This is a genomic window from Enterococcus rotai (genome assembly GCF_001465345.1).
GTDB classification, from domain to species: Bacteria; Bacillota; Bacilli; order Lactobacillales; family Enterococcaceae; genus Enterococcus_L; species Enterococcus_L rotai.
In genome coordinates this window covers 3262867-3287079 of record NZ_CP013655.1, presented here as the reverse complement: position 1 = coordinate 3287079, position 24213 = coordinate 3262867, and the positions used below count along the sequence as shown (strand labels likewise).

The 24213-nt window shown below is 36.0% G+C and carries 25 protein-coding genes and 1 other RNA gene; 19 read left to right on the top strand and 7 right to left on the bottom strand.

What is annotated here, in order from left to right:
• Positions 1–232: 232 nt before the first annotated feature.
• The 8 genes from argF to ATZ35_RS14650 all read left to right on the top strand — a co-directional run bounded on the left by argF (position 233) and on the right by ATZ35_RS14650 (position 6491).
• Positions 233–1255, top strand: coding sequence for an ornithine carbamoyltransferase (argF, locus tag ATZ35_RS14685; RefSeq protein ID WP_208927888.1), 1023 nt, complete (start codon positions 233–235; stop codon positions 1253–1255).
• Between the two features lie 37 nt (positions 1256–1292).
• Positions 1293–2231: a carbamate kinase gene (gene arcC, locus ATZ35_RS14680; RefSeq protein WP_208927887.1), complete on the top strand. Its 939-nt coding sequence runs from the start codon at positions 1293–1295 to the stop codon at positions 2229–2231.
• Between the two features lie 66 nt (positions 2232–2297).
• Positions 2298–2990, top strand: coding sequence for a Crp/Fnr family transcriptional regulator (locus tag ATZ35_RS14675; protein WP_208927886.1), 693 nt, complete (start codon positions 2298–2300; stop codon positions 2988–2990).
• 83 nt (positions 2991–3073) lie between these two features.
• Complete coding sequence (locus ATZ35_RS14670; protein WP_208930507.1) at positions 3074–4531, top strand: YfcC family protein; 1458 nt, start codon at positions 3074–3076, stop codon at positions 4529–4531.
• A 22-nt stretch (positions 4532–4553) separates the two neighbouring features.
• Positions 4554–5018, top strand: a complete 465-nt coding sequence (argR, locus tag ATZ35_RS14665) for an arginine repressor (protein WP_208927885.1) — start codon at positions 4554–4556, stop codon at positions 5016–5018.
• A gap of 328 nt (positions 5019–5346) precedes the next feature.
• Positions 5347–5553, top strand: coding sequence for a hypothetical protein (locus tag ATZ35_RS14660; protein ID WP_208927884.1), 207 nt, complete (start codon positions 5347–5349; stop codon positions 5551–5553).
• On the top strand, positions 5550–6011 hold the full coding sequence (locus ATZ35_RS14655; protein ID WP_208927883.1) for an LURP-one-related family protein: 462 nt from the start codon (positions 5550–5552) through the stop codon (positions 6009–6011). The genes ATZ35_RS14660 and ATZ35_RS14655 overlap by 4 nt, the downstream gene beginning before the upstream one ends.
• A gap of 279 nt (positions 6012–6290) precedes the next feature.
• Complete coding sequence (locus ATZ35_RS14650; RefSeq protein ID WP_010772775.1) at positions 6291–6491, top strand: cold-shock protein; 201 nt, start codon at positions 6291–6293, stop codon at positions 6489–6491.
• 610 nt (positions 6492–7101) lie between these two features.
• On the opposite strand, the gene ATZ35_RS14645 is transcribed toward ATZ35_RS14650, so the two are convergent.
• Positions 7102–8466, bottom strand: a complete 1365-nt coding sequence (locus ATZ35_RS14645) for a TrkH family potassium uptake protein (RefSeq protein WP_208927882.1) — start codon at positions 8464–8466, stop codon at positions 7102–7104.
• 262 nt (positions 8467–8728) lie between these two features.
• Here ATZ35_RS14645 and treP point away from each other — a divergent pair, with 262 nt between their 5' ends.
• Positions 8729–10195: a PTS system trehalose-specific EIIBC component gene (gene treP / locus ATZ35_RS14640; protein WP_208927881.1), complete on the top strand. Its 1467-nt coding sequence runs from the start codon at positions 8729–8731 to the stop codon at positions 10193–10195.
• A 721-nt stretch (positions 10196–10916) separates the two neighbouring features.
• Positions 10917–11921, top strand: coding sequence for a nucleoid-associated protein (locus tag ATZ35_RS14635; protein WP_208927880.1), 1005 nt, complete (start codon positions 10917–10919; stop codon positions 11919–11921).
• A 42-nt stretch (positions 11922–11963) separates the two neighbouring features.
• Here the strand turns inward: ATZ35_RS14635 and ATZ35_RS14630 are convergent, their stop codons facing one another.
• Positions 11964–12320, bottom strand: a complete 357-nt coding sequence (locus tag ATZ35_RS14630) for a YxeA family protein (RefSeq protein ID WP_208927879.1) — start codon at positions 12318–12320, stop codon at positions 11964–11966.
• 180 nt (positions 12321–12500) lie between these two features.
• Between ATZ35_RS14630 and ATZ35_RS14625 the strand changes: the two genes are divergently transcribed.
• Together ATZ35_RS14625 and ATZ35_RS14620 are read left to right on the top strand one after the other, a co-directional pair.
• Positions 12501–13205 (top strand): zinc metallopeptidase, encoded by a 705-nt coding sequence (locus ATZ35_RS14625; protein ID WP_086279211.1) that lies wholly within the window; start codon positions 12501–12503, stop codon positions 13203–13205.
• An 86-nt stretch (positions 13206–13291) separates the two neighbouring features.
• Positions 13292–13627, top strand: a complete 336-nt coding sequence (locus ATZ35_RS14620; protein ID WP_208927878.1) for a hypothetical protein — start codon at positions 13292–13294, stop codon at positions 13625–13627.
• Positions 13628–13710: 83 nt separating this feature from the next.
• On the opposite strand, the gene ATZ35_RS14615 is transcribed toward ATZ35_RS14620, so the two are convergent.
• Complete coding sequence (locus ATZ35_RS14615; RefSeq protein ID WP_208927877.1) at positions 13711–14574, bottom strand: helix-turn-helix domain-containing protein; 864 nt, start codon at positions 14572–14574, stop codon at positions 13711–13713.
• Between the two features lie 69 nt (positions 14575–14643).
• On the opposite strand from ATZ35_RS14615, the gene tadA reads away from it, so the two are divergent.
• The 4 genes from tadA to ATZ35_RS14595 all read left to right on the top strand — a co-directional run bounded on the left by tadA (position 14644) and on the right by ATZ35_RS14595 (position 16077).
• Positions 14644–15156: a tRNA adenosine(34) deaminase TadA gene (gene tadA / locus ATZ35_RS14610; protein WP_208927876.1), complete on the top strand. Its 513-nt coding sequence runs from the start codon at positions 14644–14646 to the stop codon at positions 15154–15156.
• Between the two features lie 40 nt (positions 15157–15196).
• An RNA gene (gene ffs / locus ATZ35_RS14605) (signal recognition particle sRNA small type) lies at positions 15197–15281 on the top strand.
• 170 nt (positions 15282–15451) lie between these two features.
• Positions 15452–15721 carry a hypothetical protein gene (locus ATZ35_RS14600; protein ID WP_025868712.1) on the top strand — a complete coding sequence of 90 codons (270 nt, stop codon included), beginning with the start codon at positions 15452–15454 and terminating at the stop codon, positions 15719–15721.
• A gap of 71 nt (positions 15722–15792) precedes the next feature.
• The gene (locus ATZ35_RS14595; protein WP_208927875.1) at positions 15793–16077 is read left to right on the top strand and encodes a putative quinol monooxygenase; all 285 of its coding nucleotides are present in this window, start codon (positions 15793–15795) and stop codon (positions 16075–16077) included.
• Between the two features lie 98 nt (positions 16078–16175).
• On the opposite strand, the gene ATZ35_RS14590 is transcribed toward ATZ35_RS14595, so the two are convergent.
• The 4 genes from ATZ35_RS14590 to ATZ35_RS14575 all read right to left on the bottom strand — a co-directional run bounded on the left by ATZ35_RS14590 (position 16176) and on the right by ATZ35_RS14575 (position 20320).
• Entirely contained in the window at positions 16176–16721 is a 546-nt protein-coding gene (locus tag ATZ35_RS14590) for a DUF5067 domain-containing protein (protein ID WP_208927874.1), read from the bottom strand.
• 288 nt (positions 16722–17009) lie between these two features.
• The gene (locus ATZ35_RS14585; protein ID WP_208927873.1) at positions 17010–17813 is read right to left on the bottom strand and encodes a TPM domain-containing protein; all 804 of its coding nucleotides are present in this window, start codon (positions 17811–17813) and stop codon (positions 17010–17012) included.
• Positions 17810–18982 (bottom strand): TFIIB-type zinc ribbon-containing protein, encoded by a 1173-nt coding sequence (locus ATZ35_RS14580; RefSeq protein ID WP_208927872.1) that lies wholly within the window; start codon positions 18980–18982, stop codon positions 17810–17812. Before ATZ35_RS14580 ends, ATZ35_RS14585 begins: the two co-directional genes overlap by 4 nt.
• A gap of 105 nt (positions 18983–19087) precedes the next feature.
• Positions 19088–20320, bottom strand: a complete 1233-nt coding sequence (locus ATZ35_RS14575; RefSeq protein WP_208927871.1) for an SPFH domain-containing protein — start codon at positions 20318–20320, stop codon at positions 19088–19090.
• A 457-nt stretch (positions 20321–20777) separates the two neighbouring features.
• Between ATZ35_RS14575 and pbp4 the strand changes: the two genes are divergently transcribed.
• From pbp4 to rimI, 3 genes are all read left to right on the top strand, one after another.
• Entirely contained in the window at positions 20778–22829 is a 2052-nt protein-coding gene (gene pbp4, locus ATZ35_RS14570) for a penicillin-binding protein PBP4(5) (RefSeq protein ID WP_208930506.1), read from the top strand.
• Between the two features lie 129 nt (positions 22830–22958).
• On the top strand, positions 22959–23678 hold the full coding sequence (tsaB, locus tag ATZ35_RS14565) for a tRNA (adenosine(37)-N6)-threonylcarbamoyltransferase complex dimerization subunit type 1 TsaB (RefSeq protein ID WP_208927870.1): 720 nt from the start codon (positions 22959–22961) through the stop codon (positions 23676–23678).
• Entirely contained in the window at positions 23662–24210 is a 549-nt protein-coding gene (gene rimI / locus ATZ35_RS14560; RefSeq protein WP_208927869.1) for a ribosomal protein S18-alanine N-acetyltransferase, read from the top strand. The genes tsaB and rimI overlap by 17 nt, the downstream gene beginning before the upstream one ends.
• The last annotated feature ends 3 nt before the right edge of the window (positions 24211–24213 follow it).

Sequence of the window (24213 nt, the reverse complement as noted above, 5' to 3'; positions counted from 1 at the left end):
GNNNAGACAAAATCCGATTCTGGCNANAAAAACGCCNNCCTCTGATTTTTCTATTTTCCTGTCAAGGCTGATCAAGCTCTTTCAGCTTTTAAAACTATCTAGCTACGCGGGCTAACTCTTCGGGAAAAAGATAAAAATAGTTTGTGGTAAAGAGCACCACAATCGATTCTTTCTATTTTCCTGTCAGAGTTGAACGAGCCTACTACGCTTTTAAAATTAGGAGGAAACTATTATGACAGATTCAGTATTTCAAGGACGTAGTTTATTAGCAGAAAAAGATTTTACAAAAGAAGAGTTAAACTATTTGATCGATTTTTCTATTCATTTAAAAAAATTGAAAAAACAAGGTATTCCGCATCATTATCTTGAAGGGAAAAATATCGCCTTACTATTTGAAAAAACATCTACTAGAACTCGTTCAGCGTTTACAACAGCTTCAATAGATTTAGGCGCACATCCTGAATTTTTAGGGAAAAATGATATTCAATTAGGAAAGAAAGAATCAGTAGAAGATACAGCGAAAGTTTTAGGTAGTATGTTTGATGGGATTGAATTTAGAGGATTCAGTCAACAAGTTGTGGAAGATTTGGCAAAATATTCTGGTGTTCCAGTTTGGAATGGTTTGACAGATGAATGGCATCCTACTCAAATGATTGCCGATTATATGACCATTAAAGAAAATTTTGGGTCACTTGAAGATGTTACACTGGTTTATGTTGGAGATGGACGGAATAATATGGCCAATAGTTTATTAGTAACTGGGGCTATTTTAGGGGTTAACGTTAGAATCTGTGCGCCTGAATCCCTATTTCCAGAGGAGTCTGTCGTAGCCTATGCGAAAAAATTTGCAGCCGAATCAGGTAGTGAGATCATGATTACTGATGATGTGGCAAAAGGTGTCAAAGGGGCTAATGTTCTTTATACGGATGTCTGGGTTTCAATGGGCGAAGAAGATAAATTTGAAGAACGGGTTCGTTTATTAAAAGATTATCAAATCAATATGGAAATGGTTAATAAAACAGGTAACGCGCAAGGAAAACTAATCGTTCTTCACTGCTTGCCAGCTTTCCATGATGCGACGACGGAATACGGTCAAATGGTCAAGGAAAAATTTGGTATCAGCGAAATGGAAATTACCGATGAAGTGTTTAGAAGTCAATACGGCAGACAATTTGAAGAAGCTGAAAATAGGATGCATTCAATCAAAGCAATCATGGCAGCAACGCTGGGAAATCTTTTTATTCCTAAAGTTTAAGGAAGAAGAGACTGATTAAACAGGAAGAAGGGGTTTTATGAAAAAGCCGACAATTGTTATTGCATTAGGGGGCAATGCGATTTTATCGACAGATGCAAGTTCCACAGCACAACAAAAAGCGCTGCTTTATACAGCGAAACAGCTAGTAAAATTAATTCAAAAAGGCTATCAAATCGTGATTTCTCACGGAAACGGTCCTCAAGTGGGGAACTTATTGATTCAACAACAGGTAGCTGATTCAAAAGAAAACCCAGCAATGCCTTTAGATACCTGTGTTGCTATGACACAGGGAAGCATTGGGTATTGGTTAGAAAATGCCTTATTAAAAGAGTTGGAAGCAGCTGGCCTAAAAAAAGAAGTAGCAACCTTGATCACACAAGCTGTTGTTTCAGAAAATGATCCAGCATTCCAAAATTCAACTAAACCAATTGGTCCATTTTTAACGGAAGAGGCAGCACAAAAAATAATGAATGAAACCAATACGTTATATAAAGAAGATGCTGGTCGTGGTTGGCGCAAAGTGGTGCCTAGTCCAAAACCTTTATCCATCCAAGAACATCAAATCATCAAAACCTTGATTGCAAATGAGATCATTACGATTTGTGGTGGAGGCGGCGGAATTCCTGTTGTCGGCAAAGAATTAACGGGAGTGGAAGCCGTCATCGATAAAGATTTTTCTTCAGAAAAAATAGCCGAGCTAACCGATGCAGATTTATTTGTTATTCTAACTGGGGTTGAAAATGTTGCGATTAATTTTGGCAAAAAAGATGAGCAACAACTAAAAAAAGTAACGGTCAAAGAATTAGAAAACTATATCAAACAAGGACAATTTGAACCTGGAAGTATGCTTCCTAAAGTAGAAGCGGCTATTCAATATGTCAAAGCAAAACCGCTGAATAAAGCGGTGATCACATCGCTAGAAAAACTAAGTGAATTTGGCGAGCAAGAGGTGGGGACAGAAATCGTTTTTGAATAATTAAAACCACACTTCATTGAAGAGCATGAGTAGAAAAAATTATTGACTAAGTTGGAGTTGAAAAAAATGACAGTAATACAAGAGAATCAAGCACTTAAAGGATGCCAATATTTTGCCCTACTAAATGAAGAGGAAGCAGCCGTCATCCAAGAAAATTCATATTGTAGAGCCTACAAAAAAGGGCAAGTTCTTTTTGATGCTGGTGATGAGCGAAACCGTATGTTTATTTTGAAAAAGGGGTTTGTGAAATTTGAAAAAATCGATCAATCAGGTACACTTTTTTATTTAAACTTTGTGAAAGACAAAGCGGTTTTCCCATTGACTGGACTTTTTACAGATGAAAACTATCATTTCTCTGCTATTGCCATGACGGATATTGAAGTGTGTTATATCTCGAGGAAAATTTTTGAAAAAGTGATACAGGGGAATAATCAGCAGTTGCTGTTTTATTTTAATCAAATCTCTTTGACATTAAAAAAGCATGTCCTTAAAATCGAAAGCTGTGTGACTTCTAGTGCATCTCAGCGTGTTAAAAATACATTGGCGATTTTGATGCATGATTTAGGCGAAAAAAACTATTTTAATCAGGTTGTGATCCCCTATCCGATTTTAATGAATGATATTTCTCATAGCAGTGGCACAACCAGAGAAACAGCTAGCCTTGTAATAAAGAAATTGGTTAAAAAAAAGAAAATCCAGTATCTGCATAAAGAATTGATCTTTTTTGATCCAGCTTATTTTTCTTTGGATTATGACTAGTATTTCCCTGTATTTTTCCTCTTATGTTGAAAAGAATGGAAAAAACAGGAAAGGAAAAGTATGGTTCTCATACAGAAAAAAGAATGGAAAAAACAAAAAAGCAAAAACAGAAAAAATCCTTATCCTCCTTTAGTATTTTGTTTATTATAATCATTGCCTTGACCATTGTTTCTTGGTTTCTAGCGGGACAACGTTTTACACCAACCATTCCCTCTGGAGGAACAAAAGCTGTTGACCATGTGGTGGGGGCAAAAATCTCTGATCTAGTGATGTCACCGTTTAATGGTTTTAAAGATGCGATCGAGATTTGTGTCTTTATCTTAGTTTTAGGTGGGTTTCTAAATATTGTTACTAAAACAGGCGCTTTAGAAGCGGGCATCCAACATGTAGTTCGTAAATTGAAAGGCAATGAGTTGATCATTATTCCGATTTTGATGGTGTTATTTTCGATCGGTGGCTCTACTTACGGGATGGCCGAAGAAACTTTACCCTTTTATGCACTGATCACCGCTACGATGGTTGCTGCAGGCTTTGATACATTGGTAGCAGTGGGAACGGTTCTTTTAGGAGCAGGTTCTGGTGTGATTGGCTCAACGGTTAATCCATTTGCAACTGGGGTTGCAATGGATGCACTAAAAAGCATCAATATCCAGCCTAACACTGGCGTGATTTTAATAATAGGCTTGATCTTATGGTTTACAACCACCTTATTTTCTATTTTTTATATGATGAAATACGCTAAAAAAGTCAAAGCAGATAAAGGTTCTACCTTGCTTTCTTTACAAGAACAAAAAGATATGGAAACGTATTTTGGACAAGATGAAAATAAAGAGTTGCCGTTTACCCAGAAGCATAAGCTAATACTAAGTATTTTCTCTTTTGGTTTTCTTGTGATGGTGGTCTCGTTGATTCCATGGGAGTCATTTGGTGTTCATATCTTTAATGGCTGGACAGCTTTTCTGACTGGAACTAGTTTTGGTCATTGGTATTTCGGTGATCTTGCTATGTGGTTTTTCTTGATGAGTTTAGTTATTGCAGTTGTCTATGGGCTATCAGAAAAACAAACGATCACAACCTTTATTGATGGAGTCAAAGATATTTTGTCCGTTGTGTTGATTATTGTAGTGGCTAGAGGTGCATCGATCTTGATGGCGACAACCCACTTAGATTTATTTATCTTAGATAAATCTGCTTCTGCACTTCAAGGACTGTCTCCGATTTTATTTGTGATCGGTGCGTATATTTTGTATCTGCTGCTTTCATTTTTAATTCCATCAACTTCTGGATTAGCCTACGTTTCGATCCCAGTTATGGGAGGACTTGCGCATAATATCGGATTGAGTCCTGATGTGATGGTAATGATTTTTACCGCTGGTTGCGGATTGATCAATTTAATTACACCTACTTCAGGTGTGGTCATGGGCGGTTTGGAAATTTCTAAAATCGATTATTCGACATGGACTAAATTTATGCTAAAACCAATTATTATTATCAGTCTTATGAATTTATTGGTATTGATTGGTGCGATGTTGATGTTATAGAGAGCAAACTAGGAAGTGAAAAATGAATAAAGAGGAACGGCAAAAAATTATTAGACAACTGATCAGCCAAAATACGATTGAAACCCAAGAGGAGTTACTGGCTTTACTTAGCCGAAATGGTGTAAATGCCACGCAGTCGACGATCTCTAGAGATGCTAGGGAATTATCAATTGTAAAAACCTATCAAGAAGATGGCAAAATCAAATATACAATTGTCGATCAAGCCTCAGAAAAAGATAGTGAGAAGAAACTACGTGAAGCATTGCAAGGTTCATTAAAAAGGATCGAGCAAGTAGCGTTTATTGTATTGATTCATACTGAGAATGGCTTGGCAGATGTCATTACGAATTATATTGATGAAGTAAAATACGAAGAGATTGCGGGAACGATTGCTGGAAGTGATACGATCATCGTTATAACGCACTCAGATAAAATGGCCCAAAGCTTTGTGAATAAAATTGAACTTCTTTTTAAGAGTAGAGAGTAATAGAATCAACTTTTTTCTCAATAGTTACTCAGATTTAGAGTGCGGAGCAAGGCGAAATCTCGTTTGCCCGCACTCATTTTTATTATGATTTAGTGATTCAGTGTAGATGTTCAGATATACCTAAGAAATAGGTCTACCTAAAGGTTTAGTATCTGAAGAATTTTCTGTCTCACTGTCAGTGACGGGGCTATTATCAGTTGGGGTAACATCAGATGTTGTGGTTGCTGTCCCTAAAATAAAAGCCGTCAAGATCATCCCAGTAACGGATAAAAGAGTTGTGAAGCGTTTTGGCTTTTTGATTTTTTGATAAAGTAAAATAGCTTCTAATTTGAGTAGTGGTAATGAACAATTAGATTCTAAAGTGCTTAATAGAGGAGCTCTTGAAGCAGGCGAAGAAATGCTCTATTATGAAGTCTTTAAATTAGTAGACACAACTACACCTGTCAATTTATCCGTCTATGATGATGAATACAATCGATTAAATTGTGTAGAGATTTCAGTGAAAAGGGAAGAAAAAAAAGGAGATTCGATATGAAATATATTATTAAACAAAAATTGGTCGCTTTGAAGCCGACATACGAAGTTTTGGATGCAGCAGGTAATGCACTATATAAAGTAAAAGGAAGTTTTTTAGGGAGAGAAAAATTTGAAATTACGGACCTAGAAGATCAAACCTTAGCTAAATGTGAGACGAATATGAACTTTTTAAGTATCATTGGCTCATTTTTACGATATAATTTAAAAAAATATCATATTTCAGTACAGGAGCAAAAGGCCATTTCAATGTCACGTTCATTGAATATCTTTAGTTATCAAATGAATGTCGATTCACCAATATTGAGATCGATGATACACAAGATCAGCACGCTTTTTTACTCACAACTATTGCTTTGGATCGTATTTATTATACGAAAAAATAAGTTTTATAAAATATGTTTGCATGAATCGACTTTATATAGTAGACTGATTAAGTCTGAAAAATCAATACCTTAACAAATAACTATCCTTATCCCACTTCATTCGAAGTGGGATTTTAAGTTGATCCTAAGGTGATGAGCGAAACAAGTCCTTAAACATAAAATGAGTATTCTCTCATAAATGGATAAAAATGTATACATTCATTCCATTCCGTTGTATAATAACAAATGTAGTATAATTGTAATTTAAATTAATAGGTCATTTCATTCGTAAGGGTGTTTTAATTCCTCTTTTTTTTATCACAAAGGTATTGCAAAAATTAATCGTGCTAAAAGCACTAGGAGGAACACATTTATGAATACAGGTACAGTGAAATGGTTTAACGCAGACAAAGGTTTTGGTTTTATTACTCAAGATAACGGAACTGATTTATTTGCTCATTTTTCAGCAATCCAAGGTGACGGATTTAAATCTTTAGACGAAGGCCAAAGCGTATCATTTGATATCGAAGAAGGTCAACGTGGACCACAAGCAACAAACATCGTTAAAAACTAATTGAAGACTTTCAGAACGATCCAATCATATTGGATCGTTTTTTTTTTATTGTGATTATTTCATATTGATTAGAATTTAATAAAATAATAAAAATAAATTGATATTTAAAAATAATATTTTTTTTAAGTTGTTTATGTGATAAATCTACTTAATTTAAATTTCCCGAGGGTTATTAGTTGAAATTTTAGTTAATTGAAGTTATTATACATTCATACCAACAACAACCCTTTTTATTTTTTCATTTTACTCTTTTAGAGTAAAACTCCTTTTCCCACTTTCAATAGAAAGTGGGATTTTTATTATTCTAGAAGATTATTTAAATGATATTTCATTTGTATTGTAAATAAAGGAAACGTTTTAATCGTTTTTTTTGAAATAATAGTGATTATCCGAGGGTTATTAGTTGATAATAATTAAAAAAAATAGTATTATACATTCATACCAACAACAACCCTTTTTATTTTTTCATTTTACTCTTTAGAGTAAAACTCCTTTTCCCACCTTCAATAGAGGGTGGGATTTTTTATTTAGATAACAAATAGGATAAATAAAAAGAGTTTGGGGTTTAACCTTTTGAGTTAAACCCCAAACTCTTTTTCCATATCTTCATTTACCCAATCATAACACTTTCATCTGGATATTTAAATTTAGCTTGCTGCTTTTGGCCTTTTGTCAGCAATGAAAAACCAACCGTATAAATTCCTACTCGACCAATATACATCAATAACATAATGATGATTTTTCCAGCGATAGATAAGTTAGGTGTTAAACCCATAGTCAGTCCTACCGTGCCAAAAGCTGAAAATACTTCAAAAGCAACGTATTCTATTCCAGAAGATTCTGGTATATTTTCTGTGATTGTTAAAAGCATGATCGACAGAACGCATAAAGTCAGGGTGATGAAAAATAGGGTCAATGCACGAAATACTGTGCTATTTCTGATTGTTCGACCTTGAAATTCTGCGCGTGTTCGGCCTTTGAAAATCGAAACGATTTGAATAACTAAAACTGCAAACGTAGTTGTTTTTAGACCACCAGCGGTAGAGCCAGAGGTTCCACCAATATACATTAGAAAAATAGTTGTAATCAAGCCGGCATTGGTCATCTGCATATAATCGATTGAATAATACCCTGCGGTTCTTGGTGTCACAGACATGAAAAAGGTATTCGCTAGTCGCTCAAAAAAACTTGTTCCTGTCGTCAGGTTACTTGCGTTGTGCTCTGTAAGGAAAAAGATAATAAAAGCGCCAACCAATAAAGAAGCCGTTGTAATTAGGGCAATCTTTGTGTGCAAGGAAAATTTCCGTTTTTCTTTAAACCGTAGTAAATCTTGCCAAACGATAAAACCTAGGCCGCCAGAAATAATTAAAGCCCCAATAACGAGTAAAACGTAAGGCTTTGTTTGATAAGGTGTTAAACTATCTCCTAATAAATCAAATCCCGCATTACAAAAACTGGAAATAGAGTGAAATAGTCCAAAGAAGAGTCCTTTTCTCCACCCAAATTCAGGGACAAATTCAATTGAAAGCAATATGGCACCAGCTAATTGAATGATTGCCGCTAATTTAACCACATACATCATTAGACGAAACGCTCCAGACATGTCATCTAGATTAAGTGCTTCTCGTAATAATATCCGCGTACTCAATGTTATTTTCCGTCGTAAGAAAAAATACAAAATCACGGGCATCGTCATGAATCCTAAGCCGCCAATTTCAATCAGGATCATAATAACCAATTGACCATAAGCATTCCAATGTAACGCGGTATTAAGTGTGGTCAAGCCAGTGACACAAACGGCAGAAACAGCAGTGAATAGTGCATCAATAAATGGTGTGGCATTACCACTACGTGAGAAAATTGGTAGTGATAGAAGCGTTCCTCCAACAAAAATCAGTACAATAAATCCTAATGCCAATACTTGAACAGCTGACAAGCGTTTTTTTAATTTGCTAGCAAGTTTATTTTTTTTCATTTTTTCCTCAATCAAAATAACTGCTTTTGAGCAGTCGTTTTATTTTTATTTGATACATCCAAGTTTACCATTTTGCTAACTATTTTCCAATAATTTGAAAATGAGAGGAGTATTTTTGTTTATCCAACTTGTCACCTAGATGCTATTTGTGAATAAAAAAATGATTATTTAAAAAGAAAACGCTTGTAAAAAATGAAATAATAAAGTATTATACAAATACAGATAAATTGTATATACAAGTTACGCGAGAGGAGCAAAGGAAATGGGTAAGTTTCAAGAAGATGCAAAAAAACTGTTAAAAGATGTAGGGGGCAAGGAAAATATTGCTGCGGTTTCACACTGTGCAACGCGGATGCGTTTTGTGCTTAATGATCCTAGTAAGGCGGATACGACAGCGATTGAAAAAATTCCATCTGTAAAAGGTACTTTCACAAATGCTGGACAGTTTCAAGTTATTATTGGTAACGAAGTCCCACAGTTTTATAATGAGTTTTCTGCTATTTCAGGACTTGAAGGCGTTTCCAAAGAACAAGGGAAAGCGGCAGCTAAGCAAAATCTTAATCCAGTTCAACGAGCGATTTCTGTTTTAGCTGAAATTTTTACACCGTTGATCCCAGCTTTGGTGATTGGTGGTTTGATTCTTGGATTTCGAAATGTATTGGAAGGGATTCCATTTGGTTTTTTAGATGGTCAGAAGATTGTTGAAGTTTCACAATTTTGGAGTGGAGTGAATTCATTTTTATGGTTGATTGGTGAAGCAATTTTCCAATTCTTACCAGTGGGTATTACTTGGAGTATTACCAAAAAAATGGGAACAACTCAAATTTTGGGGATTGTTTTGGGAATTACATTGGTGTCACCGCAATTATTAAATGCTTATTCTGTGGCAAGTACAGCCGCCGCTGATATTCCATTTTGGGATTTTGGGTTTGCTCAAGTAAATATGATAGGGTATCAAGCACAAGTTATCCCAGCGATGTTAGCTGGATTTTTACTAGCATATTTAGAAATATTTTTCAGAAAAGTTATTCCGCAAGCCGTTTCAATGATTTTCGTCCCACTTTTTGCCTTGGTTCCAACTGTCATTGCAGCACATGTGATTTTAGGCCCAATTGGTTGGACGATTGGCAGTTGGATTTCAGATATCGTTAATGCAGGTTTAACCTCTTCGCTAAATTGGTTGTTTGGCGCAGTCTTTGGTTTCATGTACGCCCCGCTGGTCATTACAGGGTTGCATCATATGACGAATGCAATCGACTTACAGCTGATTGCTGATTTTCAATCAACAAATTTGTGGCCAATGATCGCATTATCGAATATTGCTCAAGGTTCTGCTGTATTGGCTGTTGTCTTTATGCATAGAGGAAATAAGGAAGAAGAACAAGTTTCGATTCCTGCAATGATTTCATGTTATTTAGGTGTTACTGAGCCCGCAATGTTCGGGATTAATTTGAAGTATATTTATCCATTTGTGGCTGGGATGATCGGGTCTGCTTGCGCCGGACTGTTTTCTACACTATTTGATGTTAAAGCAATTAGCATCGGTGTTGGCGGCTTGCCAGGGATCTTATCGATCGTTCCACAATATTACGTACCATTTTTAGGAGCCATGCTGATAGCTGTGGTTGTTCCATTCATTTTAACTTACATTTTTAGAACGAAAGGTATTTTCAACAAACTGGATCCTGTTGACGAAGCGACTGGGAAATTATTTGTTGAAGAAAACTAAATGAATAGTTTCAGATAAAAATGTTCTATGATTTGCTAAAGCAAGGCAAGAAATTGTTGTCTTGCTTTTTTTGTGTCTATTTTAATATCTTTTTGAGTTTAGATGAATGATTAGTGTTTCCTATTTTTTTGTCAGAGCAGGACAGGCACATTCCGCTTTTCTTGATCCAGCTACACAAGTTAGATCCTTCGGTGATAACGAAAAAGAATTCACAGGGCAAACCACCCTGTTAAAATTATTTATCTTATATCACTCAGGATCTGAGCAAACGTGTTCCGCTTTTCTATTGATCTAGCTACATGAGCTAGCACTTCGGAAAAAAGATGAATCTTATTCGTGATAAAAAGCATCACAAAGAAGATTCCCTATTTTTCTGTCAGTGCTGAACAAGCTCATTCTGCTTTTCTTGATCCAGCTACACACGTTAGATCCTTCGGTGATAACGAAAAAGAATTCACAGAGCAAAGCACCCTGTTAAAATTATTTTTCTTATATCACTCAGGAACTGAGCAAACGTGTTCCACTTTTCTACTGATCTAGCTGCACAAATCAGCCTTTGAGGAAAATAGATAATCCTCACATGGAACAAGAAGCGTTCCATATTCAGATTCCTAATTTTCTCCAAGGCTAAGCGATTTGTTCCGCTTTTCTAATAAAAATAGTTGGCTTTTTTGGTTCTTTCGGGTAGACTAAATAGGGCTTAAGAAAAGGGAGAATGACTATGGATATTTATTTAAAAAGTGCTATTTTACACATTATTGATCGTGAAACGGGAACTCCGGTGTTTTCAGCAAAGGAATTAGATTTAACAACTGAATATATTCGGGTTTATTTAACAAGTAAACTAACAAAACTTTCAACAGCCCAAACGAAAACTGGGATCTTGGCAGAGGAGAGCGGGTTTGTTGATAAAATGCGAGGGATTCCGAATGACTTTGTTCAAAAAAGTCAGCAATTAGCTCAGCATTGGTATGATGTTTATTCTGGTAGTGAGGATGCACCAAGTGCGGATGTCCTGTTCATCTTATATGAGTTAGATACTGTGATGCACTTAGCAATGATCAAACTAAATTATAAAGAAAGCTACACTCATTATGTGGATTACGAAGATGAAGCGGTCTACAATAAATTAATTATCAATCGAGCGATTTTACCTTCAAAATCGCAAAAACCAGATGAGGGGATGACCGTTAATCTTGATACTTTAGCCTATGAGCTACTAGAGAAACGTTATGAATTTTCTGGTGAAAAAGTTTGGTACTTCTCGGAAAAAGTTATTGAATCGCAACCGGCACCTTCTATAGAAGAAAATATGAAGGAAATCAAAAAAGCAGTAAAACGAATTGGAAAAAAATTCAACGAAGATGAGTTTGAATTGATCGCTTCTGTAAAAGAAGCTGTTTATGAAAGTATTGAAGAAACAGGAACGATCGACAATGAGCAAGTAGCAGAGTTAGTTTTCAAAGAGAATATTTCTGCACGGATGGCGTATCAAGATGAAGTCAATGAATCAAAATTTGTCGACAAAACACCACCTGTTCGTGAAGCAAGAGAAATTTCAGAGAAAAAATTTGGGAAACAAAAATTGAAAATGAGCAACGGGATCGAACTAATTGTTCCAATTGAAGTGTATCGAAATGGAGATTTAATTGAATTTGTTAATAATCCAGATGGTACAGTGTCGATCGTTTTGAAAAATATTGAAAAAATCAGTAACCAATTGTAATAAAAAAGCCTTTCATCAAAATCGATGAAGGGCTTTTTAAGTTTAGTTATTCAGTTGTTTAAGGGCTTTTTCAGGTACGGTTGATTCAGATACTTCTTCCCAGCTGAGGACACCTTTTCTAGGATTGACTTTTAATTTTAAATACGCATTGATTCGTAAGGGTTGATCTCTGATCTCTCTCATGGTTTGAACGCTTTTTTCCCCTTTTTTATCAAATGCGGTTTGCGTATAATCGTACTGCGTATATTTTTCACCAGTATCAAATTTCCCTGATTTTATTTCTGTTGGAGTCCCAACACGAGTATAGTAATCTTTTCCACCAAAATAATAATTATAACCAAACCAGACACCAGCAGTTAAAACAATGAATGGCAGGATAAATAATAGTAATTTTTTCATTATAGTCACCTCTTCCTTAGTATGCCCTTTTTTAGAGGATGATGCCATTGAATTGTCTTAAATTAATGTGACAGTTTTGTTAGAGATTGAATCTTAGAGTTCATAATTTCGTCAAGTTATAGTTACACTTTTTTTAGAATCTCATGATACAATATAGAAAAGAACAAAGGGGGAATAAAAATGATGCCTTTTTACGCAATATTTGATCCAACATATATTTTGGTGATTGTGGGATTGTTGATTTCAATGGCTGCATCAGCTTATGTAAATAGTACGTTTAAAAAATATGATAAAGTCCAAAGTAGAAATAATATAACCGGGACTAAAGCAGCTCAGTTTATTTTAGAAAAGGAACAAATCAATAATGTTGGTGTTCAACAAATAGCGGGAGACCTAACCGATAATTATAATTCCAACACTAAGCTATTGAGTTTATCTGAAGCAACGGCACAATCGACGTCTGTTGCAGCGATCGGGGTTGCCGCTCATGAATGTGGACATGCGGTGCAGGATCATACTGGCTATAGTCCGCTAAAAATTCGTGCGGCGATCGTACCTGTTGCGAATTTTGGTTCTGCTTTGTCATTTCCAATTATCTTAGTGGGCGTGTTGTTTAGCTGGAATCAAACATTGATCAATATCGGAATACTGGCTTTTTCATTGGCTTTGCTTTTCCAGTTGGTTACACTACCAGTAGAATTCAATGCCTCACGTAGAGCCTTAAAAATTCTGTCAGATGGGAATATTTTGACAGAAGAAGAAGTACCGATGGCTAGAAAAGTGTTATTTGCGGCTGCCTTGACTTATGTCGCTGCAGCATTAGCGACATTTTTACAATTACTTCGTTTGATTATTTTATTTGGCGGAAACAATCGCCGTGATTAAAAAAAACAGCTAGTATTTTGTTTTATTACCTCAATTTTTAAGAGTGTGTTATCATAAGAATAGATAGTAAGAAGGAGCTGAAAAGAATGAAAACATCAACAAAAATAAGTATTGGTTTAAGTATTGCTGCAGTAGCAGGCGTGTCAGTAGCAGTGATTGCTTCTGAGAAAATCGTCAAAAAAGTATATCATGTAACAAATCGTTGTAAAGCGAAAAAATTTGTGAATGATAAATTTGGCGGCAATGAAAAATTGCTAGGAATTGTAGATGATTTATCTGATGACGAACTTGACTCTATGATGAATGTTTTAGGTAAAGTCAAAGACGGCAGAAAAAAAATCTCTTCTTACGGAGAATCTCTGAAAGACAATACAGAGAATTTAAAAGATCGTTTAGTTAGTTTCGTTGAAGAAATGATGTAAAAGAAAAACGTGATTTAGGTTATGATAACGTTAAAAAAGCGTACAATGCATATAAAGCATTGTGCGCTTTTGGTTTAAATAGCTTATTTTTCTTGTTTTGTAATTAATAAATAACAGAACACAAGATCATCCATTTTCTTTAAAGACAGACCCGTTTGCTCGTAAAACTTTTCTAACCGATAATGAAGCGTATTGCGATGCATATATAAATCTTTGGCGGTGGAGCTGATATTTCCTTGATTGCGCCAAAGTGAAAGGATAAGCTGTTGAATTTCATTAGTCAAAACCAACTGCTTGTTAAATGTTTGGATAATGTCACTTTGTTTCATTGCTTCTTGGGTAAAATAGTGTAAAGCCACATCTGGTAAAGCAAAAGTCGTTTTTCCACGAAGATATTCTGCTTCTTTTTTAAAGATCTTTTGCTCTTCTTCAAATAGTGTAGGAAATGGTTCATGAACTGAGAAAAAATTGCCTATAAAGGCGGTCGTCGAAGAATCAAAATCAGCATCTAAGGTTAAAAAGATACTTTGGAGTTCTTCTAAAGTGTAATGATTTTTAGCATACTTCTCAATTAAAGCGCCATCATTCTGGCTAGTAAAAAAGAAGTCTACAAGATTAGGAAAGATTTCGGTAATACTATTTTCCCATTCTGCTTGTAAAAAAGCTTTGGGCTTTTTGAGCTGGATGTGGATAATTCGGAAATTTCCTTCAAGGTCAAGAGAGCCTTGATTGAAAAGATAGTCATACCAAGGATGTTTTTTTTGATCCACAAAGGAATCTTTCGCAGGAAATAGTTTTTCTAATAGGCGAATTTCTGTTTCTTGCAATGAATCTTTAGGGAGTACAAAATATTGTCCATCTACAGGAAATGAAATGTTTTCGTTAGTTGCATTTGTTTGTTGAATTTTTCCGAAAGGATATAGTTCAATTAATTCTTCAATAGTCATAGACACACCTCACTAGTTTATTGTACCATGAACAAGACAAAAGTATAAAGGATGAAAGGTGGAAATTGCTTGAATGAAAAAACGACCACTTTGACAATAGAAGAAAAAGAAATATTTATGTTGGAGGCAATCAAAGAAGCTAAGAAAGCGGAAGCAATCAAAGAAGTTCCTATTGGAGCAATCGTTGTTTTAGATGGACAAATCATCGGTCGTGGGCATAATCTTAGAGAAGAAAGCCAAGATGCTACTGCTCATGCTGAAATGTATGCTATCAAGCAAGCTTGTGCCGCAATCGAAAACTGGCGTTTAGAGAGAGCTCAGTTATTTGTCACGCTAGAACCTTGTCCAATGTGCAGTGGTGCTATGATCCTTTCTAGAGTGGCTGAAGTTTACTATGGGGCTAACGATCCCAAAGGTGGGACTGCTGGAACCTTAATGAATTTATTATCCGATGAGCGATTCAATCATGTTGCTTATGTAGAATCTGGGATTTTAGAGCAAGAATGTGGAGACTTACTCTCAAGTTTTTTTAGTAAACTGCGGGAAGAAAAGAAACTTTTAAAAAATCAAAAGAAAGACTAGCCAAGAATCAAAAAATGCGGTATACTAAATCTTGCCGAAAGGCTAGGACAATGGTGGGCTTACGAAGCGTGTCAGATCCGGAAGGAAGCAGCACTAAGTAGGTGCCGCCATGTGTCTGAATTGAAATAGTTTTAACCAATCAAGGCTGCTAGGCCTTTTTTATTTTGCTTAAAATAATAAACGCTAGTGTTAAAAGAAGCTTTAAATCAAGTATAACAAACCAGAAAAAAACAGCCTATTTCAATTTTATAAACAAGAGAGTGGACATTGAAAATATTTCGTGTATCATAAAGTTATGGATACTCACATAGGATTACTAACCCATATCAAGGTGTTTAAAGAAAAGCCATATGCTATTACGGGAATGCTAATTTGGGAAAATGATGTTTGTATTAATTGTGTAATCAGAAACAAACCATTTGCCAAGTATGTACTGTCGTTACCGATGCACCAATATGAAATTGAGGTAAAAGGAAACTATAATAGTAGAGGGCAATTTGATGTAAAACATATGCGCATCGTTAATATAGATAGCTATATTGCTTTGATAGGAACACCCGAATAACAGATCACTAGCTTATAGTGATCTGTTGTTTTATCTAAAAATCATTATTAAATAAGAAGGTGGGAACTCGAATGTTAAAATTAATTGCGGAAGATTATATCAAAGTAGAATATATTTCAAAAGTGACCCCGTTATATCAAGAATTAATAGAGAAAACGAAACAAGAACCTCAATGTATTGCTTATGATTTATTCATTGATCAAACTGATCCCGGTCATTTTATTTTCATTGAAGAATGGCCCGATGAAGCTGCTTTGAACACTCATATTGAATCTGAGCATTTCAAAAGATTAGTACCACAAATCAATCAATTCATTCGAGAAGAAAATACATTTTTGCGCATGAAACCATTTTAAAGTGATAGTTGAGTTTTGCTTTTTGGACATGAAAAGGGTGTAGGACAAAAGTAAAAACCACTTTTATCCTACACCTAAATTTGAGTAAACGGCGAAGTCTATTTTAAGTTGATTGTCTTTTCGCCAAGTTCTTTTCCAGCCATTCCTTGATTTGCTTTCAAAATAACAGGAGTTTCCGTGTCATCTAAATCATATGAGATAATGGCTTTAGCTGTACCGCCAGGTTTGATATCGTCTAATTGATGTTCTGTATACTCCGCAAATTTTTCATCTTGAGGTGTCATGCCGACATTTAATTTATTGATGGTGTCTGATCCTTCTTGAGTCAAGCCCATACAAGCAATCCAAACGGTAGAAGCTGAAATAGGCTCCTTACTATCATTGGTTACTTCATAGGTAATGGCTAATTGTGGTTTTTCTCTAAATAAGTTTTCGTCTGCAGGCAATACTTCCGTACCAAGAATTTTTAGTGTAGCCATTTCGATTTTTAATGTATCATCTTTAAAATAAACATCTTCAGCTTTTGTTTGAGAAGCTGAGGTGCTTTCAGTTTTTTTGTTATCCGCAGAATTATTAGCTCCATTACATGCAGCTAATGTTAATCCGCATACCGTTAAAACGCCTAAACTTAGTATTTTTTTCATTTATTATTTCCTCGCTTTATAAAATAATCGTTATCAAAGACCCAATCTCAATGGAAGTTACCTTATTTTGTTCGGGTTACTTGTCTATATACTACCTTGTATCTTGCTAAATAACAACATAACATTTGCGGTTTCGCATTATTTAATATAAGCCTGTTCTATTGTCTACGATGTTTAGAAGAGGAAGGGGAGTAAATGAATAATTTAAATACGTAGGTATTTTGCTACGTTCACCAGAAAAAAATCCCCATTCAAAGAGTGTATTAAAGCTCTTTGAATGGGGATTTTTTAAAAACTACGACCGCCGCCGCCAAATGTTCCGCCACCAGTTGAATGAGTGCTGCTTCCACCGCCGCCAGAGCCGCCATTAGAATTATTTCTAGGAATCCGACGAGTCGTAACGAAGGAATTGATCAACGTATCATTTCTGCGAGTCAAATCAAGACTGGATTTTTCTCTAAATGGGTATTTATAGGTACCAAATTTTAATTGATATTTTGAAATACTGACAGTAAAGAAAATTCCGCTTAAGACGATAGCTGCAACGAAGGCAATGATAATTTCAGTTGTGGTCAAGGCTTTATAACGAGTAATTTTCCCAGTTTCAGTATCCACGCGATAATGCCCTCCTGGAACACCTTGATCAAAATAATGACTCGTATTTTCTAGAAAGCTTTGAGCTGCTTGAAAATAATTTCCGCTTTTCATGCTTGGTTCTATATCATCTAGTGTGTTCTCAATCCTTTTGTCATCCAAGTAATCGATCATATTTCCTGATGTAGAAATAATGAACTTTCGTTGGTTCATATCAATGTAAAAAGTGACACCGTTTTGATTTTTACCAATCCGATCAAGCATGTAATAATCCGCAAATCTCGTTGAGTCAAGATCATTGTCAGTGTTTGTCACAATAAAAATACGTGATTTTGTCTTAGCTTCGATTGGTCTAATTGCTTCGTTCAATTGTAAGACTTCTTCAGCTGTTAAAAGTGAGGCCTGATCATCAATTGAGTCATCTGCTGCTTGGGCATTCATAGCAAAGCTGAATAGTAGAAAAATAGCGGCAAGCAGACTAAAACAATATTTTCTCATATAAACCAACCTCCAATTAGAAATAGAGCTAAAATTGAAGCGAAAACACCAAAAGTAAAGAGGCCTAACCGTCTATAGCTCACAGGTAAAATACCACTAACTTTACCGGTTTGACCATTCATAGCATAATAATAGACTTTTTTCGACTGTTCATTACTACGATAAGTTACTACCCAAATCGGCAACAGCATATAGTGATTTTCTTCATTGTCTAGTGAAATATCTGTCCGTAATTTCGTTAAAGTGGTATAGCCGGAAGCCGTATCTCTTAGTAGGGATTCGGAGTAATCTTTTAATTCACTTTGGATTGCTTTTTGAATCGCATCGTATTCAATATCTCGTTTCTCCGCCTGAAATCCAGCTAAATATTGACTTTTAAACGCAACCGCTTTATCTAATAAAAAAGGTTGGACGGCTTCGACCATTTTTTGTTGGACGTTTTTTGAGAGAGCGTTCTTGATCAATTCTTTAAATGAAATCTTTCCCTGACGTTCAACATCGAATTGTTTAGTTTCTGTGTATTCAATGTTCCCAACACGCCAAATACGAATCGTTGTCCCCATACCATTTAACTGACCATTGACCTTGGCATCGACAACCCAATAGGGGAAATAAACGCCAGTCATTTTATCGATTTGTTCTTTATTGAAAAAGTCTTTTGGGATAAACCATTTTTTCTTAGTCCAGGCTAAAAAATTTTCTACGGCTTCCTCTTTTTCAATTGCGAAAGGAAGGAGTTTTTCAGGTAGAAATTTGCCGCTTAATCTTCCTGATAAGACAACTGGGTTGTGACAATAGTAACAATAAGTAGCAGCAGTTGTTGCTTCTGTCACAATCTGTGCACCACAACTGGGACAATCAAATAATTCCATTGCACCTTCTAGCGTATCTTCATCCATGTCTTGGGTACCAGTCGCTTCTTTGAATGCAGCTTTTTCTTCAGGAGTCATGTCTTCTGCTTGAGATTCTGCCGAAAACGTTAGTTCTGTTTCAGGCGCTTGAGCAGCATCAGCTTCTAAATGGGCATCTCGCTGTGCATTTTCGTAGGCAGTGACTTCATCTTCTGTATAGACACTTAAACAATATTCACAATGGAATTTTTGATCTTTTGGATCAAATAGTAGTGGTCCGCCACAGTTTGGGCATTTGTGTGTAAATGTATCCGTCATGATTGATCCTTTCTTTGACGTGCTGAAATAACAGAATTGCTTACCGACACGTCAGATTTAGATAGAAAAAGGGCAGGTTAAATTCGCCTAGCCCTTAACTTTTTCTTATAGCGGAATTCCTTGGAATGGTTTGCCGCAGTGTGGGCAGAATTTCGGAATCCCATTTGATAAATCAACGATTTCACTACATTCGTTGCATTTCATTTCTAATTTTGGTTTTTCGTTCGTTGGTTTTGGTGTACCACAGTTAGAACAGAATTTACCGCTGTTTTCAGTTCCACATTGCGGACAAGTCCAAGTATCTTCGGAGCCCTGAGCATTTTGTTGATTTTGTTTTTCTTGCATTTGTTGCTGGTTGGTTTGAGACGCTTGAGCAAAATAATTACCACTCGTATTCATACCCATACCAACACCCATAAAGCCATTCATCGCACCGCCTTCATTACTACCAGCAGCTTCCATCCCGCGAGCCATAGCGCCTTGTACATAGCCTTCGCGCACTCCAGCATCACTAAGCATAGCACCTTGGTTGCGCATATTGATCAGTTTTGTAGAATCATCTGTATAAGAAATGCTGGCAACTGCAACAGAAACGATTTCCATTCCGCGAAGTTCACGCCATTCATCATCCAGTACTTGTCCCATATACTTACTTAGTTCTAAACTTTTAGAAGGTACGTAAGAAATACGTTCACCATCTGCAGACATTTTATTGATTGCTGATTGTAAGGCAGTCAAAAATTCTGCTAGATATTGTTCATTGATATCATTGATATCAACTTGGCTCTTATTTCTAGGAATCGCGTTTGAAAAGAATAACAACGGATCCGTGATTTTGATCGAGTAATTACCGTGTGCACGTAAAAATAGTTCCGCGTTATAAAAGTTATCAAAGTAATTAATTGGTGAAGAAGTTCCAAACTTGATTCCTTTGATTTCTTGCAAGTTAATATAAAAAACTTGTTGTTTTTGCGGTGTAACGCCACCAAATTTAAAACGATCAAATGTTTCTGAAATTGCTTCTTTTAAAGAACCATTGAATGCTGATGGGGCTGAATCATTTTTAACCGTGTAATAGCCTTCTTCAGCAGTATAATCAATGATTTTACCGCCATCGACTAAAATCATCATCATATTCGGATAAACATGAATCACAGAACCATCAGTTAATACATCCTCAGTTCCTTTACGATTTGCACCACGTTTATCATTCTTACGGACAAAAACACCTTTTGTCATAACGGTCGTGTCACTCATATTATCAGGCTCGATAACTTCAATCCATTGGTCAGCTAAACCGCCGCCAATCGTACTTGTTGCCGCTTTAATAATTCCCATCAGAAATTCCTCCTTATTTTAAAAGCTGAATGGGCTCATTTAGTTTTGGCAGAAAAATAGGAAATGATGACCGAGGCGTTTTTTTGCCTCATTCATTATTTATCTTTTTTCCGAAAAGCTAGCCCATGAAGCTAGATAACACTAAAAGCTGAATGGGCTCGTTTAGTTTTGAAAGAAAAATAGGAAATGATGACTGAGGCGTTTTTTTGCCTCATTCATTATTTATCTTTTTCCCGAAAAGCTAGCCCATGAAGCTACATAAAAAAGTATTTAATAAAAATAGTATACCATAAGTATCCGCAAGATAAATACCACTAGGGACTGATTTCAAACTGAAAATAGTCGTTAGAAATACAGTGAAATAAATGGATAATTTAAATTTTGGCAAAAGCTTCATTTTTCTATCCTAGATTTTGCCAGATAAGGTATAATGAGTATAAAGAACCGAATCAAGAACATGGGGGATTGGGAAGTGGAAAGAAGAAATCAGAAAAAATCAAACAAGCCAGTGCTATTAGCTATTGGTGGTGTTGTTGCGGTAGGTGTTTTAGCAGGCGGTTATTTTGCCTATAGCACTTGGCAGAAAACACAAGAACTAAACAACGCAGAAAAATCTGCTAAGACATTTTTAAGTTATCTTTCAAAGCAAGAATTTGACAAGTTTCCAGAACTCTTAAATGAGGGATCCATCAAGGGAAGTGGCTATGATAATGCCAAATTAGTAGAAAAATACCAAACAATTTTTTCTGGGATTCAAGCAGAAGGAATTAAAAGTAAAGAGGTTAAAGTAACGAAAGATAAAACGGACCAATTTACGTTTACTTATAAATTAGATATGACGACACCTTTGGGTAATTTGAAGGATCTAACCTATAAAACAACGATTAAAAAAACAAGTGATGGTTATGAAATAAACTGGGCCCCTAATCTTATTTTCCCGGAAATGACTGGCAAAGATAAAGTGACGATGGGGATTGATCCGGCGAACAGAGGGGAAATCGTTGATCGAAACGGTGAAGGGTTAGCGGTCAATCAAGCGTTTGATCAAGTGGGGATCGTTCCAGGTAAACTTGGAGAAGGTCAAGAGAAAACCAATAATATCAAAGCCTTTAGTGAGCAATTTAAAGTATCGATAGAGGACATCGAACAAAAACTTAAACAAGAATGGGTCAAACCAGACTCTTTCGTTCCATTGGCAATTTCGTTTGATCCAGTAACTACTTTACCACAAGGAGCAGCCTCTCAAGATGCAATGGTTCGTTACTATCCACTAAAAGAAGCAGCAGCGCAATTAGTCGGCTATGTCGGTACTATCACAGCAGAAGATATTGAAAAAGACCCGTCATTGAGTAGTACGGGTGTCATTGGGAAAGTCGGATTGGAACAAGCTTATGACAAACAGTTACGAGGTCAAGACGGCGGCAATATCACGATTATTGATGACAAAGGTGAATTCAGAAGCGTCCTGCAAAAAGTAGCTAAAAAAGATGGAGATAAAATCCAGATAGCAATTGATAAAAATGTTCAGTCGCAAGCCTACACTATTTTTAACAATCGTCCTGGTAGTGCTGTGGTCATGGATCCACAACAAGGTGATTTACTTGCTGCGACCAGTTCACCATCGTTTGATCCAAATAAAATGGCCAATGGCATTTCTCAAGTCGATTATGATGCCTATGCGAATAATGAAAACTTACCATTTACGGCTCGTTTTGCAACAGGTTACGCACCAGGATCAACATTTAAAACAATTACTGGTGGGATTGGTCTAGATGCGGGCACCTTGAAACCAGATGAAGAAATTGAAATCAATGGGTTGAAATGGCAAAAAGATGCTTCATGGGGTGATTATTTTGTGACCCGAGTGAAAGAAGCAAGCCCTGTAAACTTGCGAACAGCATTAGTAAATTCTGATAATATTTATTTTGCCCAACAAACGTTACGTATGGGAGAAGAGACGTTTAGAAAAGGACTCGATAAATTTATTTTCGGGGAAAAATTAGATGTAGCAATTCCAATGAACCCGGCACAAATCTCAAATGAAGATAAATTTAATTCAGAGATTCTACTAGCCGATACAGGGTATGGGCAAGGTCAGCTATTGGTGACGCCGATTCAACAAGCGGCTATGTATACCGTTTTCCAAAATGAAGGTAAACTTGTCTATCCGAAAATCGAATTGAGTAAAGAAACCAAGACGAAAGATAATGTCATCAGTTCAAATGCTGCAAATACGATTGTGACGGATTTGCTTGGTAGTGTAGAAGATGAAACAGGTTACGTCCACAATATGTACAATCCTGACTTTTCTCTAGCAGCTAAAACGGGAACAGCTGAAATCAAAGACAAACAAGATACTGTTGGGAAAGAAAATAGTTTCCTCTTGGCAATGGATCGAAGTCATAATAAATTTTCCGCAATGATCATGGTGGAAGACTCTAGAAAAAATGATACCGCAACAAACATTAGTAAAACCTTGATCGATTATTTAGAAGCAAATATCAAGTGATGAAAAAGAGTAGGGCAAAGCGCAACAGCGTTTTTGCCCTGATTTATTGTTGTAGCAACAGCTTTTTTTACGAAGGAATAAAAATATGCTACAATAAACCAACTACATGATGAAAGAAAGGGATTTTTTGTGCGAATTTTAGCAATTGATACCTCGAATCAGACATTGACAGTTGCTGTTTGTGAAGAGAAGAAAATAATAGGACAATATACAATTACTGTGAAAAGAAACCATAGTTTAACCTTAATGCCTGCAATTACAAGATTGATGGAAGATGTTGGCTTAAAACCTAGTGCTATTGACCGAATTGTGGTCGCCCAAGGTCCAGGTTCTTATACAGGCTTAAGAATCGGTGTGACAACAGCAAAGACGTTAGCGTACACATTGAAAAAAGAGCTAGTCGGAATATCAAGTTTGAAAGCTTTAGCAGCCAATTGTGTCCAGAGTAAAGCTCTGATTATCCCCGTTTTTGATGCTCGAAGAAACAATGTTTATACTGGTGCCTATCAATTCGTTAATGGCGTCTTAAAGACGATTATTCCAGATCAGCATATTGGAATAGACATGTGGTTGGATCGATTAAAAGAATTTGATCATGTTTACTTTGTTGGAGAAGATGCCGAAAACTTTCGGATACAAATTGAATCTGTTTTACCTGAAGCTGAAATTTGTACTATTTCGCAATGGCAAATCCCTAATGCGGCTGCTCTTGCTGAACTTGGTAGAGTAGCAGAACCAGTAAAAGAGATTCATCACTTTTTGCCTAATTATTTAAAAAGAGTGGAAGCAGAAGAAAATTGGTTAAAAGAACATACAGCAGAGGTAGAAAATTATGTTGAAAAAATTTAATCTATTTCATAGCCTGTTAGGCATTTTTTTTAAGAATCGTCCCTATGACAAAAGAACTGTAGAAATTTCAAATGAATCCTATTCTGTGCGGGCAATTGTCCTTGATGATATCAAAGATTTGCTTTCAATTGAACGAGAAGTGTATGCTGGTGAGTTGCCTTGGACTAAAACAGCTTTTTTGATGGAACTTCAAGCGGCTGAACCTCATTTATATTTACTCATTCAAAAAGACGAAAAAACGATTGGATTTATTGGTTGTCGTATTTTTGGCAAAGATGCGCATATTACAAACGTAGCAGTTTTAACTCAAAATCAAGGAAAAGGAATCGGTAGTTTCTTGATTAGAGAAGTTATTCAGTTTGCAAGGGCCAATAATTGTGAGACGATTTCTTTAGAAGTTAGAATCAGTAATAAAAATGCCCAACGAGTTTATCGCCAACTTGGCTTTGCCTCAAGTACGATTAAACCAGCTTATTACACTGAAAATAAAGAAGATGCGTTGGAAATGATCTTGCATTTAAAAGAAGTGTGAAAC